Here is a 13,991-nt window from a genome sequence, read left to right as displayed (position 1 = left end):
AGGGCGGGACGGGTCCGAGGGGCCCGGACGGCGCCGGGTGGGCGCCGGGGCCGGGCGACGGCCCGGACGGGTGCCGCTACCAGGCCGGTCCCCGCGAACGGGAGGCCCCCGGACCGGGGGACCCCCCCTTCGCGTCCGTCCCGGGGCCCGCCGGTCCGGCGGCGTCCGGGACAGGGGCCATGCCGATGGGGCCGTTCGCCTCGGACGGGGTCAGGTCTGGGGTGGGGGGCGGCGCGTCCGGGGCCGCGGCGGCGCCGGTCAGCAGGGTCAGCAGGCCGGCCACCTGGACTCCGGCCTCGGCGGGGTGGCGGAACACGGCGCCCGCCGAGATCTCGTACCGGTTGCGCCGGCCGTCGCGGACGCGGCGGAGGTAGCCGTCCGACTCCAGGTCGGTGACGATCGTCTGCACCGTGCGTTCGGTCAGACCGCACACCGTGGCGACATCCCTGAGCCGCACAGCCGGGTCCCGGGCGATGGCCACCAGAACGCGAGCGTGATTAGTCAAGAATGTCCAGTTTTGTCGCTGAGACGGGCTGCCCATGCGTTCATGATGCGTTACGCGATTCATGTGATGCAAGACGTGAAATGGATTTCCGGCAATTCTTGACGTGCGAGCAGAAGAAGGCCACCATCTACGGCAGTCAAGGTCCCGCGCCGCAAGCCGACCAGCCCAAGGAGCGAACCCATGCCGGTCCCTGCCCCGTCCTCCCTCGCCGCCACCGTCCCCGCCGTCCCCCCGGGCACCCCCTCGGCCGCCGTCCCCCAGCCGCGCCGAGGCGCCGACGCGGCCCGCATCGCGGGCCTGCCCCGGATCGACGAGCCGCGCGAGGTGGCCCCCGCGGACGCGAGGGAGCTGTCGAAGGCCTTCTTCCGGCGACTGCGCGAGCTGACCGAGGGCACCCCGGAGTACCAGTACGTCCGCAACACGCTCATCGAGATGAACGCCTCCCTCGTCCAGTACGCCGTACGCCGCTTCCGCAGCCGCGGCGACGGGGGTGACATGGAAGACATCGTCCAGGTCGGCACCATCGGTCTGATCAAGGCCATCGACCGGTTCGACCCGGCCCGCGAGAACGAGTTCTCGACCCTGGCCATGCCGTACATCACGGGCGAGATCAAGCGCCACTTCCGCGACACCTCCTGGGCCGTCCGCGTCCCGCGCCGCCTCCAGGAGCTGCGCATCGACATTGCCAAGGCGAAGGAGGAGCTGACCACCACCCTGGACCGGTCGCCCACCGTCGCCGACCTCGCCGCCCACCTCTGCCTCTCGGAGGAGGAGGTCGTCGAGGGCCTCGTCGCCGCCAACGGCCACACCAGCGGATCCCTCGACGCGCCGCACGCCGAGCACGGCGACGGCCCGGCCGAGGGCCACACCCTCGCCGACGTCATGGGCGAGGAGGAGCCGGCCATGGAGCTGGTCGAGGACATCCAGAGCCTCGCCCCGCTGCTGGAGCGGCTCACCGACCGCGAGCGCCGGATGCTGCAGATGCGGTTCGGCGAGGAGCTGACCCAGGCGCAGATCGGCGCCGCGCTCGGCATCTCGCAGATGCAGGTCTCCCGGCTGCTGACCCGGCTCCTCGGCCACCTGCGCGCCTCCATGCTGGCCGACCCGGGCCCGGACGGGGTCCGCGCCGCGGCCCCGGCGACCGCCGCCGCCCGGAGCTGACACCACCACCACCGCCACCGGCCGGAACCGACACCACCACCGCCACCGGCCGGAACCGACACCACCACTGCCACCGGCCGGAACCGACACCACCACTGCCACCGGCCGGAACCGACACCACCACCGCCACGTGCCGGAACCGACACCACCGGCTCCACCGCCCGGAGGCTGACACCGACGCGCCTCCCGTGTGAGGTGGATCACCTTCCCGTTTGCGGGGATTGGACCCGGGCAGCGGGGCCCATGGAGCGGAACCCCGCCCTCCGGCCAGCCGGGGGAGTACGGGGCGCGCGGGCGGATCCCGTCCCGCTCCACGGCCGACCGGCTCACCCCCGGCGCGCCGTACCCGGTACGACCCGCGAGGTGTATGTGTCCACGCTCCAGGCCGAGCACGTGTACAAGGTGTTCGGAAGGCGCCCCGACGAGGCCGGCGCCGCGGTCCGCGCGCTGCAGGGCGGTGCGGACCGGGAGGAACTGCGCGCCGGCGGCACGACGGCGGCCGTCATCGACGCCTCCTTCCGCGTCGAGCCCGGCCAGATCTTCGTCGTCATGGGCCTCTCGGGATCCGGCAAGTCCACGCTCCTGCGCATGCTGAACGGACTCCTGGAGCCCACCTCCGGTCGCATCCTGTTCGACGGCGAGGACCTCACCGCGCTCAGCGCCCGCGAGTTGCGCCACGTCCGCTCCACCAAGATCTCCATGGTCTTCCAGCACTTCGCGCTCTTCCCGCACCGCGACGTCCTGCAGAACGCCGCCTACGGGCTGGAGGTCCAGGGCGTCCCCCGCGCCGAACGCGAGCGCCGGGCCGCCGAGGCGCTGGCGCTGTGCGGACTGGAGGGATGGGAGCGGTCCTGGCCGGACGAGCTCTCCGGCGGCATGCAGCAGCGCGTCGGCCTCGCCCGCGCCCTGGCCACCGACGCCGACCTGCTGCTCATGGACGAGTCCTTCAGCGCCCTCGACCCGCTGATCCGCCGTGACATGCAGGACCAGCTGCTGGAGCTCCAGAAGCGGCTGAAGAAGACCATCGTCTTCATCACGCACGACCTGAACGAGGCCATGCGCCTGGGCGACGGCATCGCCGTCATGCGCGACGGCCGGATCGTCCAGCAGGGCACCGCCGAGGACATCCTCACCCGCCCCGCCGACCCGTACGTGGCCTCCTTCGTCCAGGACGTGGACCGCTCCCGGGTCCTGACGGCCGACGCGGTCATGGACGAGGCGCCGACCGGCGCCGACGCCTGCGCCTGCCCCACGGTCAGCGCCGACACCCCGCTCGCCGACCTGTGCGCCGTCAGCGCCCGGGTGCCGCACCCCGTCGCCGTCACGGACCCGGACGGCGCCGTCGTGGGCTCCGTGCCGCAGGACCGCCTCATCGCCTTCATCGGCGACGAGCAGCGGCCCCCGATGGCCTGCGCGGAGGTGGCGGCCTGATGCCCCGACTGCACCTGGGCGACTGGGTCGACAGCGGCGTCGACTTCCTCCAGCGCCACCTGTCCTGGCTGTTCGACGCCGTCAGCGCGCTCGTCACCGGCCTCTACGACGGCATCGACGCCCTGCTCTCGGCCCCGGCACCGCTGCTCTTCGCCGGCATCCTGGCTGTCGCCGCCTGGTGGCTGCGCGGCCTCCTGGCCGGCGTCCTCGCCTTCGCCGGTTTCGCGCTCGTGGACTCCCTGGGCCTGTGGTCCGAGGCCATGTCCACGCTGTCCCTGGTCCTGGTCGCGACCCTCGTGACGCTTCTCTTCGCGATCCCGATCGGGGTCTGGGCCTCCCGCTCCGACCGGGTCAGCGCCGTACTGCGGCCCGTGCTGGACTTCATGCAGACCATGCCGGCCATGGTCTACCTCATCCCCGGCATCATCTTCTTCGGGGTGGGCGTGGTGCCCGGCATCATCGCCACCATCATCTTCTCGCTCCCGCCGGGCGTACGGATGACCGAGCTCGGCATCCGGCAGGTCGACGCCGAGCTGGTCGAGGCCGCCGACGCCTTCGGCGCGACCCCCCGCGACACCCTGGTACGCGTCCAGCTGCCCCTGGCCCTGCCCACCGTGATGGCGGGCGTCAACCAGGTCATCATGCTCGGCCTCTCCATGGTCGTCATCGCCGGCATGGTCGGCGGCGGCGGGCTCGGCGGCGCCGTCTACCGCGCGATCGGCAACGTCGACATCGGCCTCGGTTTCGAGGCGGGCACCTCCATCGTCATCCTCGCCATGTACCTCGACCGCATGACCGGTGCCCTCGGCCGCCAGGTCTCCCCGCTGGGCCGACGCGCCCTCGCCAAGGCGCGCGCCGCCGCGACGGGAGCCGCACGGGTGTGGAACCACCGCCCGCAGCCCGCCCACGCCCTCACCGGCGTCGTGGTACTCGCCCTCGTGGCGGGCGGCCTGGGCGTCCTCGGCGGCTCCGCCACCGAGGACGGCCCGACGGGCGCGGCGGACATCGGCAAGGGCCGTACGGTCTCCGTCGGCTACATCCCCTGGGACGAGGGCATCGCCTCGACCTTCCTGTGGAAGGAGCTCCTGGAGCGGCGCGGCTTCAAGGTCGACGCCCGCCAGCTGGAGGCGGGCGCCCTCTACACCGGCCTGGCCGGCGGCCAGCTCGACTTCCAGACCGACGCCTGGCTGCCCGTCACCCACGCCCAGTACTGGGAGAAGTACGGCAGCGAGCTGGAGGACCTCGGCTCCTGGTACGGCCCGACCTCCCTGGAGCTGTCGGTCCCCTCGTACCTGGACGGCGTACGCTCCCTCGCCGACCTCAAGGGCAGGTCCGCGGAGTTCAAGGGCCGGATCATCGGCATCGAGCCGAGCGCCGGTGCCATGTCGATCCTGAAGGACAAGGTCCTCAAGGAGTACGGCCTGGAGGGCGAGTACCAGGTGGTCGACGGCTCGACCCCGGGCATGCTCGCCGAGCTCAAGCGCGCGTACGAGAAGAAGGAGCCCGTGGCGGCCGTGCTGTGGTCGCCGCACTGGGCGTACTCCACGTACGACCTGACCAAGCTGGAGGACCCGAAGGGCGCCTGGGGCAAGGGCGACGGCATCCACACCCTGGCCCGCGAGGGCTTCGCCGCCGACGAACCCGAAGTGGCGCGCTGGCTGCGCTCCTTCAAGCTCACCGAGGAGCAGCTGACCGGTCTGGAGGCGAGGATCCAGGCCACCGGCAAGGGCAAGGAGCAGCAGGCGGTACGTGCCTGGCTGGCCGAGCACCCCGAGGTCGACCGCCTGGCCTGACCCCGCCGCCGAGGCCGGCGGCGTCCCGGCCCCCGGCGCGTGCCCCCGCCCAGGACTGCGGTCCTGAGCGGGGGCGCGGTCGCGTTCGGGGGTGCGCGGCCGCCCTCCGGGGCACGGCCGCGCCGGCCGCCGGGCGTCAGCCGCGGGTCAGCGTGCGGTCGAGCAGGGGGAGCAGCCGGTCCCAGTGGCGCCGCAGCGCGGAGGGGTCGAAGGCGTCGGTGTCGGACATGGTGAAACCGTGGACGGCGCCGGGGTAGACCTCCACGGTGCGGCGGACCCCCGCGGCGTCGAACGCCTTGTCGAGCTCCTCCCGGGCCTCGGGTGCCAGGTCCCCTTCGGCCAGACCGAGATGGACCTCGGCCGTGAGCTCGGAGAGCCGGCGGTGGGGGCTGTCGGGCGCGTCGGTGACAAGGAGTCCGGGGTGGAACCCGGCGACGGCGGCCACCCGGCCGGGGTGGGCCGCCGCGGTGCGCATCGCCAGTGCGGCGCCCAGGCAGTAGCCGACCGTGGCGAGCGGTCCCGCGCCGACCTCGGGCTGGGACGTGAGGAAGCCGAGGTAGGCGTCGGCGTCGCTCAGGACGCGGTCGGCGGTGTGCGCCTCGACCAGGGGCATCAGTCGGGCGAAGAGCCCGGGCCGGTCCTCCGCGCCGATGTGCGCGGGAAGTTCGACCACCGGCGCGGGGCCGTGCCGGTAGTAGAGGTTCGGGACGAGCACGTAGTACCCGTGCCCGGCCAGCTCGCGGGCCTTGTCCTCCAGCTCGGGGCGGACGCCGAAGGCGTCCGGGTACAGCAGCACCCCGGGGTGGCGCCCGCCGCCGTCGGGGAATGCGGCGAAGGCGTCGGCCACGCCGTCCGCGGTGGGTATGCGTAAAGACTTGGTAGGCAAGATCGTCCGTCCTTGGGGTTCATGCGCCCGTCGGCTGCGCCGACGTCTTCGGCGCGAACGAACGTACCCCCTCCAGCAGCTCGACGGCCTGCGCGCCTGCCCGCCGTCCCGCCCGACCGCCGGTCCGGGCTCCCGAGGCCGCCGGGGTCGCCCATTGGTCACCAAGTGCCCGCAAGAGGACCGGAATACTCCGGCGGGGCACACTCCTGACCAGCGCGAACACTGGACGATCCGCCCGTGCGGACCAGGCCCCCGGCATGGCACAGTGCCTTCAGCCCAACCGCACGACCAGGGAGTCTCCATGCGCGACCCGCACCGCACATCCCTCGCGGCCGCCCCCGAGTGCGCGTCGGAACCCGGCCCGCTGCCCTGCTGCCCGGTGTGCGACGACGTGCCGGAGCGGATCTCCTGGCGCCAGCGCCCGGGGAAACCCGTACTCCTGGTCTTCGCCCCCTGCGGGCACCGGTGGTCCTCCCCGGCGGCGCCGGTCCTGGCGGTCACCCCGGCGGCCGGGCCCGGAGGCCTCAGGCGGTGAGGAAGAGGCTGATCCGCTCGGCGAACGCCGCTTCCCCGAGGATCTCGATGCCCGCCTCCTCCGCCTTGGCGACCTTGCCGCCCGCCTTCTCGCCGGCCACCAGGAGTGTCGTCCGCCCGGATATCCCGCTCGCGGACTTCCCGCCCGCCCGCTCGATGAGCTCGCGCACCTTGTCCCGGGTGTCGTACGCGGCGAGCGCGCCCGCCATCCGGCCCGTGACCACCACGGTCTGACCGGCCAGCGGACCGGCCGGCGCCGGATCCGATCCCGCCGTCCCGCCCGCTCCCGCGACCACCCCCGGCTCGACCAGGTTGACCCCGGCGGCCGCCAGTCGGTCGATGACCGGCCCGAGCTCGGCGACCTGGGCGACGATCCCCGCCGCCTTGGTGTCGCCGATCAGCTCCACTTCCGTCATCGCGGCGACGTCCGCGGCACGGACGGCCTCCATCGTCCCGAAGTGCCGGGCGATCCGCCGGGACATGCCCCGCCCGGTGCCGACCACCCCGAGCGCGCAGAACACCCGGGACAAGGGCTTGTCCCGCGCCGCCGCTATCTGCTCCACCAGTTTCGCCGCCCGCTTCTCGCTGCCCGCGGCCGCGGCGAGCGCCGCCCGGTCCAGCGTGAACAGGTCCGCCACGTCCCGGACCCGCCCGGCCTCGACCAGCTCCCTGACGTACCGCTCGCCCAAGCCGTCGATGTCGAGCTGGTCGCGTCCGGCGGCGTACAGGATCGCGGCGATCCGCCCGCAGTCGACGGGCCGCGCGCAGCGCCACCGCTCCTGCGAGCGGTCGATCTCGCCCTGGCAGCCCGGGCACACGGCCGGCGGTTCGACCGGGCGCTCCTCACCGGTGCGCAGCTCGACCACGGGGGCCTCGACCCGGGGGATGACATCGCCCGCCTTGTAGACGGTGACGGTGTCACCGATGCGCAGGCCCCGCCGTTCGATGTCGGCCGGATTGTGCAGCGTGGCGTGCCGTACGACGGAGCCGTCGATCTCCACCGGCTCCAGTACGGCGGTGGGCGCGAGCACCCCGGTACGGCCCACCGACCAGGTCACGTCCAGCAGCCGGGTCCGCCGTTCCACGGCGGCCAGCTTGTACGCCGTCGCCCAGTGCGGGTGCCGCGAGCCGGTCCCGGCCGCGTCCTGCTCGGCCAGGGCGTTCAGCTTGACGACCACTCCGTCGATCCCGAAGGGCAGGCCGGCGCGGAGGCCCGCGATGCGGTCGATGTGCTCCTGCGCCTCGGCGGCGGTCCCCACCACCGTGAGCCCGGCGGCGGTCGACGCGGCCGTCCGGACGCCCGTCCCCGCCACATAGGCCATGACGTCCGCGTGCGTGGTACGGGGCAGCCGCGCGCGGCCGGCCCCGCCCGTCTCGCGGTCCGCGTCCCCGCCACCACCGGGCGCGGTGTCGAGCTCGACGGCGCCGAAGGCCCAGAAGCTCATCTCCACCGTGTACGGGCGCCCCTTGGCCCGCAGCGTCCCGGCTGCGCCGTTGCGGGGGTTGGAGAAGGGGCCCGCCCCGTGCTCGGCGCGCGTGGCGTTGGCCCGTGCGAACTGCTCCGCGGTGAGGAGCACTTCGCCGCGCACCTCGAAAGAGGCGTCCGCGGTGAGCTCCAGGGGGAGCCCGACGATCGTCCCGATCGCGTGCGAGACGTCCTCGCCCGTCACTCCGTTGCCCCGGGTGACCAGCTGGACCAGGCGTCCGTCCCGGTACCGTGCGGCCAGCGAGGCCCCGTCCAGCTTCGGCTCGACCACGTACCCGCCGGCGACCGGGCCGCCGAGGCGGCGCATGAGGGAGGCCTCCCAGTCGAGCAGTTCCCGCGGGGCGAAGACGTTGGCCAGCGAGAGCATCGACGCGGTGTGCGCGACGTCCCCCGCCGGCACGGCGCCCCCGGCCACCTTTCCGGTCGGCGACGCGGGATCGGTGTGGTCCGGGTACCGCTGCTCGTAGGCCTGTATGAGACCGAGCAGCAGGTCGAAGGAGGCGTCGTCCAGGGCCGATTCGCCGGAGCCGTAGTAGGCCGCGGAGGCCCGTAGCGCGGCGCCGATGGCGTCGGCGTACTCGTCACGGGTGGCCAGGGCGGAGGGGGTCGTCGTCGTCATGCCGTGATCATGGCGCAGGGGTCTGACAACGGGGCGGGGGCGGTGCGGGAGGAGGGGGACGGGCGGGAGATGGCGGGAAACGGCGGGGGCGGAGGGCACTGAATTGTGCTCAAAGCTGCTTGCTATGAGCCGACTTCGAGCATCTTCCTTCAATACGGGCCCATGCGGCGCTATCTTGCCGAGAGCATGCCAAAGAGCTGTGTCCGTGATCCGGACCCGCACGAGGAGCTGCCCATGAGACTGCCCAGCATCCGCAGGAGCCGGCACCGCGAGCCGGGTCCGGCTCCCGGTCCGGACCGCGCCGCCGGCGGGAGCCGCCGCGCGGGCGAGCGGAGCCATTCGCGTCACCCGGGCGCCGGCCCGGCCCGCGTCCGCCCCCCGCGCCCGCACCGGACACCGCTCACCGCCCTGCTCGCCGGCGCCCTCGCCCTCGTCGGCCTGGCCGCCGTCGGGCCGGTCGCCGCGCCGGCCGCCGCCGCCCCCGCCGACGCGACGGCCACGGCGGGCAACGTGACCGGCTTCGCCCGGACCGGTAAGACCTTCACCGTCAGCACCTCCAGCGGCGCCAAGGCGCGCGTGGTCGTCGCCCGCGCCGACATCTTCCGCCTGTGGCTCTCACCCGACGGCGCCTTCACCGACGACCCGGCCGGTTCCGACCTCGCCCCCACCACCGACTTCGGCTCCGTCGCCACGGACTGGACCGACCGCGGCACGCACTACCGCATCACCACCGGCGCCCTCTCCATCCGGGTCAACAAGGCCCCGCTGCAGTTCTCCGTCTACCGGGCCGACGACACCACCCCGATCTGGCGGGAGACCCACCCCACCAGCTGGAGCGGCGGCCGCACCACCCAGTACCTGGCACGCGGCGCGGACGAGCAGTTCTACGGCACCGGCCTGCGCCTCGGCGAGTGGGCCCTGCGCGACAAGACCGTCCCCGTCGCCGTCGACAACAGGTGGCGGGAGAACGACAACGCGAGCCCCGCCCCCTTCTACATGTCCACCAACAACTACGGCGTCATGCGCAATACCTGGGCCCCTGGCTCGTACGCCTTCCGCGCGCCCACGGCCCTCACCCACGACGAGACCCGCTTCGACGCCTGGTACTTCACCGGGGACTCCCTCAAGGGTGTGCTCGACGCCTACACCGACGTCTCGGGCAAGCCCTTCCTCGCACCGCACTGGGGCTTCGAACTGGGCAACGCGGACTGCTTCAACGCCTCCAACCCCGACTACCAGGGCGACCACGGCCGGCCCCGCCACCAGACCACACCGGACGTCGTCGGCTACGCCTCCGACGCCCGCGCCGCCGACATGCCCTCGGGCTGGTTCCTTCCCAACGACGGCTACGGCTGCGGTTACACCGCGCCCCTGAAGTCGACGGTGGACGCCCTCCGGGCCAAGGGCTTCCAGACCGGGCTGTGGACCTCGACCGGACTCGACTCCATCGCCGAGGAGGTCGCCACGGCCGGCAGCCGGGGCGTGAAGACGGACGTGGCGTGGATCGGCAGCGGGTACAAGTACGCCTTCGACGGCGTGCGCCAGGCGGTCGAGGGCATCGAGAAGAACTCCGACGCCCGCCGCTACGTATGGACCGTCGACGGCTGGGCCGGCACCCAGCGCAACGCCGTCGTCTGGACCGGCGACACCCACGGCACCTGGGACGACATGCGCTGGCACGTGCCCGCCATCACGGGCGCCGGACTGTCCGCCCTCAACTACGCGGCCGGGGACGTCGACGGGATCTTCGGCGGCAGTCCCCAGACGTACACCCGCGACCTGCAGTGGAAGGCCTTCACCCCGGCCTTCATGACCATGTCCGGCTGGGGCGCGACCGGGCCCTCGGCCGGCTACCAGGACAAGCAGCCGTGGCGCTTCGCCGAGCCCTACCTCTCCATCAACCGCAAGTACCTCCAGCTCAAGATGCGCCTCATGCCGTACCTGTACACGATGAGCCGTGTCGCGAGCGAGACCGGCGTCCCCAGCACCCGTGCGATGGTGCTGGAGTACCCCGACGACCCGGTGGCCCGGGGGAACCTCACGCGCGGACAGTTCATGGCGGGCGACTCGCTGCTCGTCGCCCCGGTCGTCTCCGACACCGCCGTCCGCGACGGCATCTACCTCCCGGCCGGGACCTGGACCGACTACTGGACCGGACGGACGTACGCGGGCCCGGGCTGGCTGAACGGCTACCGGGCCCCGCTCGACACCCTGCCGCTCTTCGCCAAGGGCGGCGGCATCCTCCCCATGTGGCCCGCGATGAATCACACCGGCGAGAAGCCCGTCTCCACCCTCACCTACGACATCCACCCGCGCGGCACCACCTCCTTCGACCTCTACGAGGACGACGGACGCACCCGCGCCCACCTCTCGGGCGCCTACGCCCGCCAGCGGGTCGAGGTCAGCGCGCCCACGGCGGGCCCCGGTACGGTCACCGTCTCCGTCGGGGCCCCCACCGGCGCCTACACGGGCAAGCCCGCCTCCCGGGCCTACGAGCTCACCCTGCACGTGGCCTCCGCGCCGAGCGGCCTCACCGCCGACGGCAGGGCGCTGCCGCGCCTGACCTCCAAGGCGGCCTACGACGGCGCCGCGACCGGCTGGTTCTTCGACCCGGCCGACCGCTCCGGCATCCTGTGGGTGAAAACGGGTACGAAGGCGGGCGCGTTCGGCGTGACGGCCACCGGCACCTCCGTCCCGCCAGCCGAAGCCCTCCCGTCCTCCGCGCCCATCGGGCAGTCGGCGTGGACCCTGCTCTCCGCCGACAGCCAGGAGACCGCCGCCGAGAACGGCGCCGCCCGCAACGCCTTCGACGGCAACCCGTCGACCCTCTGGCACACCTCCTGGTCCTCCGGGACCCCGGCCCCGCTGCCGCACGAGATCCGGATTGATCTCGGAGCCCGCCACACCGTCGACCGAATGGGCTACCTGCCCCGGCAGGACGGCGGGGTCAACGGCCGCATCGGCGGCTACGAGGTGTACGTCTCCGACAGCACCGCCGACTGGGGCGCCCCGGTCGGCAGCGGCACCTTCGTCGACACCGCGGAGCCCAAGACCGCGGCGCTGTCCGCGAAAGCCGGCCGGTATCTGCGCCTCAGAGCCCTGACCGAGGCGGGGGGCCGGGGCCCCTGGACCAGCGCCGCCGAGATCACCCTCACCGGCCTCCCGGCACCCCCGCACCCCGCCCCCTGAGGCGGGTCGGGTCGCCGCCCGTCCCTGCCCCGCCCGCGTCCGGACCGGGGTGGGGCGGCGGTGACGCGCGCCGCCGCCGGTCCGGTCGCCGGGAGCCGGGCCGTCTACACGGTGTCGGCGACCGCCGGGGCCGTGCGGGGGCCGTCCGCCGCGGTCAGCGGCAGGAGCCCGGGACGCTTCGCGCTGCGGCCGTCCCCCGAGGATCGGCCGCGCAGGCGGCGGCCGATCCAGGGACCCAGGAACCCGGCAGCCCAGCGCAGTTCGGCCCCGGCCGCCTGCCAACCGCCGGTCCTCGGCAGCGGCGCGAGGGGCAGGCCCCACGCGTCGTCGCACCCGGGCAGCCCCAGGGTGTGGGCCAGCGCCGCCGCGATCCGCTCGTGGCCCAGCGGGCTCGCGTGCAGCCGGTCCGTGCTCCACAGGCGCGGATCGGCGGATATCTCGTGGCCGCCCACGTCCGCGACCGTGACGCCGTGGCGGGCGGCCGCGGCCCTGACCCGGTCGTTGAGGTCGGACACGCGGGAGCTGACGGGCCGGGCCACGGGCGCGATCCTCGCGATGTCGGGGAAGGTAACCGTCACGACGTGCGCCCCGGCCGCCGTGAGCGCGGCGAACATCTCCTCCAGCTCCGCGGCCACCGCCGCCGCGTCGAACCGGGGCCGCAGCAGGTCGTTGACCCCGGCGACGACCGTCGCCAGGTCCGGCCGCAGCGCCAGGGCCGGCTGCAGCTGCTCGGCCCGTACCTGCCCGGCGACCCGCCCCCGTACGGCCAGATTGGCGTACAGGAGCCCGGGGTTCGAGGCCGCGAGGTGTTCCGCGAGGCGGTCGGCGAAACCGCGCAGGCCGACGGTGTCGTCCCCGTCGCCCAGGCCCTCGGTCTGGCTGTCGCCGAGGGCGACGTAGCGCAGGTACTCAGTGTTCGTCACGGGGTGCACTTCTCTCCTTGAGTACGGCGGCGGCCCGCAGGCACCAGTCCCGGTGGCCCTCCTCGAAGGCCACGCCGCGCAGGCACGTCAGATAGCCGCCGATCCGCTCGCCCCGGCGCAGGAACTCCTCCTCGTCCGCGTCACCGCGCATGCCGAGCAGGAGCTTGCGGAGGAGTTCGAGCTTGGCCTCGGCGGCCCGCGCCCGCTCCTCCAGCTGCACGATCACGGACGCGGTACCGACCCGGTCGCCGGCCTGCACCTTGACGAGCAGGTCGTCGCGGATGACGGAGGGCTTCGCCGCGGCGGCCGCGAAGGCCTCCAGCTCGGCGCGACCGGCGTCGGTGACCCGGAACAGCCGTTTGTTGGGCCGCCCCTCCTGGACCACCTCGCGGCCCGCGACCAGCCCCTCCTTCTCCAGCTTGGCCAGCTCCGCGTACAGCTGCTGCGGCTGGGCGGGCCAGAAGTTGGCGACGCTGATGTGGAACGCCTTGGCCAGCTGGTAACCGCTGTACTCGTCGTCCAGCAGAGCGGTCAGTACGGCGTGACGCAGAGCCATCGCGGCAGCCCCTTCCCTTCGGTCGTCCGTAGACGCATGATACTCAAGAAAGCGACTAGTCATGTTGATGAGTATCAGGAGGGGTCATGGAGACTGCCGAACGCTTCCGCGCCGCCGTGGAGAAGCGCGACCTCGCGGCGCTGGACGACCTGTTCACCGAGGACATCCGCCTCTACAGCCCGGTCAAGTTCACCCCCTTCGAGGGCAAGCAGGCCGTACTGGGCCTCTTCGGCGTCCTGCTGCGCGTCTTCGGGGACCTGCGCTACATCGGGTACTTCGAGGGTGCCGCCGAGACCAGCACCGACGGGGAACCGTTGCCGGGGGCGATCCTGCCCTTCCGGGCCACCGTCGACGGCAAACAGGTGCACGGCATCGACCTGCTCCAGTTCGACGAGGCGGGGCGGGTCCGGGAGTTCACCGTGATGGTCCGCCCGCAGTCCGCCGTCCAGGCCCTGGGGCAGGCGGTGCTGGCGGGCCTGGTCGCCGACGGCCTCGTCCCGGCGCCGCCGACCGCCTGAGCGGCCCTCCGCCCGCGCGCGCACGGCCCGGGCGGACGCTCCGCCCGCTCCGCCCGGGCCGAAGCGGGCGGAGCGGAGGATGATGAGGACGGGGACGAGGACGGGGGTGAGAACGCGGAGGAGGTGCGCCGCCATGACGGAGCACGACGAAGGCGGCCCGGCGGCCCGCAAACTGGAGGAGGGCCGGCTGCTCAAGGAGCTGGAGGCCATCCACCGCACCCGGCACGAGACCCTGCTGCACGGGTCCGACGACGCCCTCATCACCCACACGAAGCGGATGAACGAGCTGGAGCACGAGTACGTGACCCGTCACCCGCAGCGCGCCCAGACGGCGGGCCGCACCCGCTCGGGCGCCCGCGCCCGGAGCGGCGACGACGAGGCGACCGGGTG

Annotated in this window: 12 protein-coding genes; 7 read left to right on the top strand and 5 right to left on the bottom strand. The window is 73.6% G+C overall.

From position 1 onward, the window contains the following. Positions 1-76: 76 nt before the first annotated feature. Positions 77-505 (bottom strand): MarR family transcriptional regulator, encoded by a 429-nt coding sequence (locus ACFWUQ_RS05935; RefSeq protein ID WP_384533393.1) that lies wholly within the window; start codon positions 503-505, stop codon positions 77-79. A gap of 180 nt (positions 506-685) precedes the next feature. Here ACFWUQ_RS05935 and ACFWUQ_RS05930 point away from each other — a divergent pair, with 180 nt between their 5' ends. From ACFWUQ_RS05930 to ACFWUQ_RS05920, 3 genes are all read left to right on the top strand, one after another. Further along, on the top strand, positions 686-1,666 hold the full coding sequence (locus ACFWUQ_RS05930; RefSeq protein WP_384533390.1) for a SigB/SigF/SigG family RNA polymerase sigma factor: 981 nt from the start codon (positions 686-688) through the stop codon (positions 1,664-1,666). 369 nt (positions 1,667-2,035) lie between these two features. Then, positions 2,036-3,097, top strand: coding sequence for a glycine betaine/L-proline ABC transporter ATP-binding protein (locus ACFWUQ_RS05925; protein ID WP_384533575.1), 1,062 nt, complete (start codon positions 2,036-2,038; stop codon positions 3,095-3,097). Further along, positions 3,097-4,890 carry an ABC transporter permease/substrate binding protein gene (locus ACFWUQ_RS05920; RefSeq protein WP_384533387.1) on the top strand — a complete coding sequence of 598 codons (1,794 nt, stop codon included), beginning with the start codon at positions 3,097-3,099 and terminating at the stop codon, positions 4,888-4,890. Before ACFWUQ_RS05925 ends, ACFWUQ_RS05920 begins: the two co-directional genes overlap by 1 nt. Positions 4,891-5,026: 136 nt before the next feature. On the opposite strand, the gene ACFWUQ_RS05915 is transcribed toward ACFWUQ_RS05920, so the two are convergent. After that, positions 5,027-5,776 carry a dienelactone hydrolase family protein gene (locus ACFWUQ_RS05915; protein ID WP_384533384.1) on the bottom strand — a complete coding sequence of 250 codons (750 nt, stop codon included), beginning with the start codon at positions 5,774-5,776 and terminating at the stop codon, positions 5,027-5,029. Positions 5,777-6,077: 301 nt separating this feature from the next. On the opposite strand from ACFWUQ_RS05915, the gene ACFWUQ_RS05910 reads away from it, so the two are divergent. After that, a complete protein-coding gene (locus tag ACFWUQ_RS05910) occupies positions 6,078-6,311 on the top strand; it encodes a hypothetical protein (RefSeq protein WP_384533381.1) in 234 nt (77 codons plus the stop codon). On the opposite strand, the gene ligA is transcribed toward ACFWUQ_RS05910, so the two are convergent. Continuing rightward, on the bottom strand, positions 6,301-8,415 hold the full coding sequence (gene ligA / locus ACFWUQ_RS05905; protein ID WP_384533378.1) for an NAD-dependent DNA ligase LigA: 2,115 nt from the start codon (positions 8,413-8,415) through the stop codon (positions 6,301-6,303). The genes ACFWUQ_RS05910 and ligA overlap by 11 nt on opposite strands. 234 nt (positions 8,416-8,649) lie before the next feature. Between ligA and ACFWUQ_RS05900 the strand changes: the two genes are divergently transcribed. Beyond that, positions 8,650-11,604: a TIM-barrel domain-containing protein gene (locus ACFWUQ_RS05900; RefSeq protein WP_384533375.1), complete on the top strand. Its 2,955-nt coding sequence runs from the start codon at positions 8,650-8,652 to the stop codon at positions 11,602-11,604. Positions 11,605-11,708: 104 nt separating this feature from the next. On the opposite strand, the gene ACFWUQ_RS05895 is transcribed toward ACFWUQ_RS05900, so the two are convergent. Both ACFWUQ_RS05895 and ACFWUQ_RS05890 read right to left on the bottom strand, forming a co-directional pair. Next, on the bottom strand, positions 11,709-12,527 hold the full coding sequence (locus ACFWUQ_RS05895) for an SGNH/GDSL hydrolase family protein (protein ID WP_384533373.1): 819 nt from the start codon (positions 12,525-12,527) through the stop codon (positions 11,709-11,711). Beyond that, positions 12,514-13,083: a PadR family transcriptional regulator gene (locus ACFWUQ_RS05890; RefSeq protein WP_384533370.1), complete on the bottom strand. Its 570-nt coding sequence runs from the start codon at positions 13,081-13,083 to the stop codon at positions 12,514-12,516. Before ACFWUQ_RS05890 ends, ACFWUQ_RS05895 begins: the two co-directional genes overlap by 14 nt. An 86-nt stretch (positions 13,084-13,169) precedes the next feature. On the opposite strand from ACFWUQ_RS05890, the gene ACFWUQ_RS05885 reads away from it, so the two are divergent. Together ACFWUQ_RS05885 and ACFWUQ_RS05880 are read left to right on the top strand one after the other, a co-directional pair. After that, positions 13,170-13,601: a nuclear transport factor 2 family protein gene (locus tag ACFWUQ_RS05885; RefSeq protein WP_384533367.1), complete on the top strand. Its 432-nt coding sequence runs from the start codon at positions 13,170-13,172 to the stop codon at positions 13,599-13,601. Positions 13,602-13,734: 133 nt separating this feature from the next. Further along, positions 13,735-13,991 (top strand): DUF6158 family protein (locus tag ACFWUQ_RS05880; protein ID WP_384533364.1); only part of this gene is annotated, 257 nt, incomplete at its 3' end.

The sequence above is a fragment of the Streptomyces sp. NPDC058662 genome, from assembly GCF_042716255.1.
GTDB lineage: Bacteria > Actinomycetota > Actinomycetes > Streptomycetales > Streptomycetaceae > Streptomyces.
Note: the sequence above shows the minus strand (reverse complement) of the source record. Positions and strands in the feature narration are given on the sequence as shown.

Coding starts and splice junctions, on each gene's coding strand:
- ACFWUQ_RS05910 (WP_384533381.1), top strand. CDS start 6,078: ATGCGCGACCCGCACCGCACATCCCTCGCGGCCGCCCCCGAGTGCGCG.
- ACFWUQ_RS05920 (WP_384533387.1), top strand. CDS start 3,097: ATGCCCCGACTGCACCTGGGCGACTGGGTCGACAGCGGCGTCGACTTC.
- ACFWUQ_RS05885 (WP_384533367.1), top strand. CDS start 13,170: ATGGAGACTGCCGAACGCTTCCGCGCCGCCGTGGAGAAGCGCGACCTC.
- ACFWUQ_RS05890 (WP_384533370.1), bottom strand. CDS start 13,083: ATGGCTCTGCGTCACGCCGTACTGACCGCTCTGCTGGACGACGAGTAC.
- ACFWUQ_RS05930 (WP_384533390.1), top strand. CDS start 686: ATGCCGGTCCCTGCCCCGTCCTCCCTCGCCGCCACCGTCCCCGCCGTC.
- ligA (WP_384533378.1), bottom strand. CDS start 8,415: ATGACGACGACGACCCCCTCCGCCCTGGCCACCCGTGACGAGTACGCC.
- ACFWUQ_RS05900 (WP_384533375.1), top strand. CDS start 8,650: ATGAGACTGCCCAGCATCCGCAGGAGCCGGCACCGCGAGCCGGGTCCG.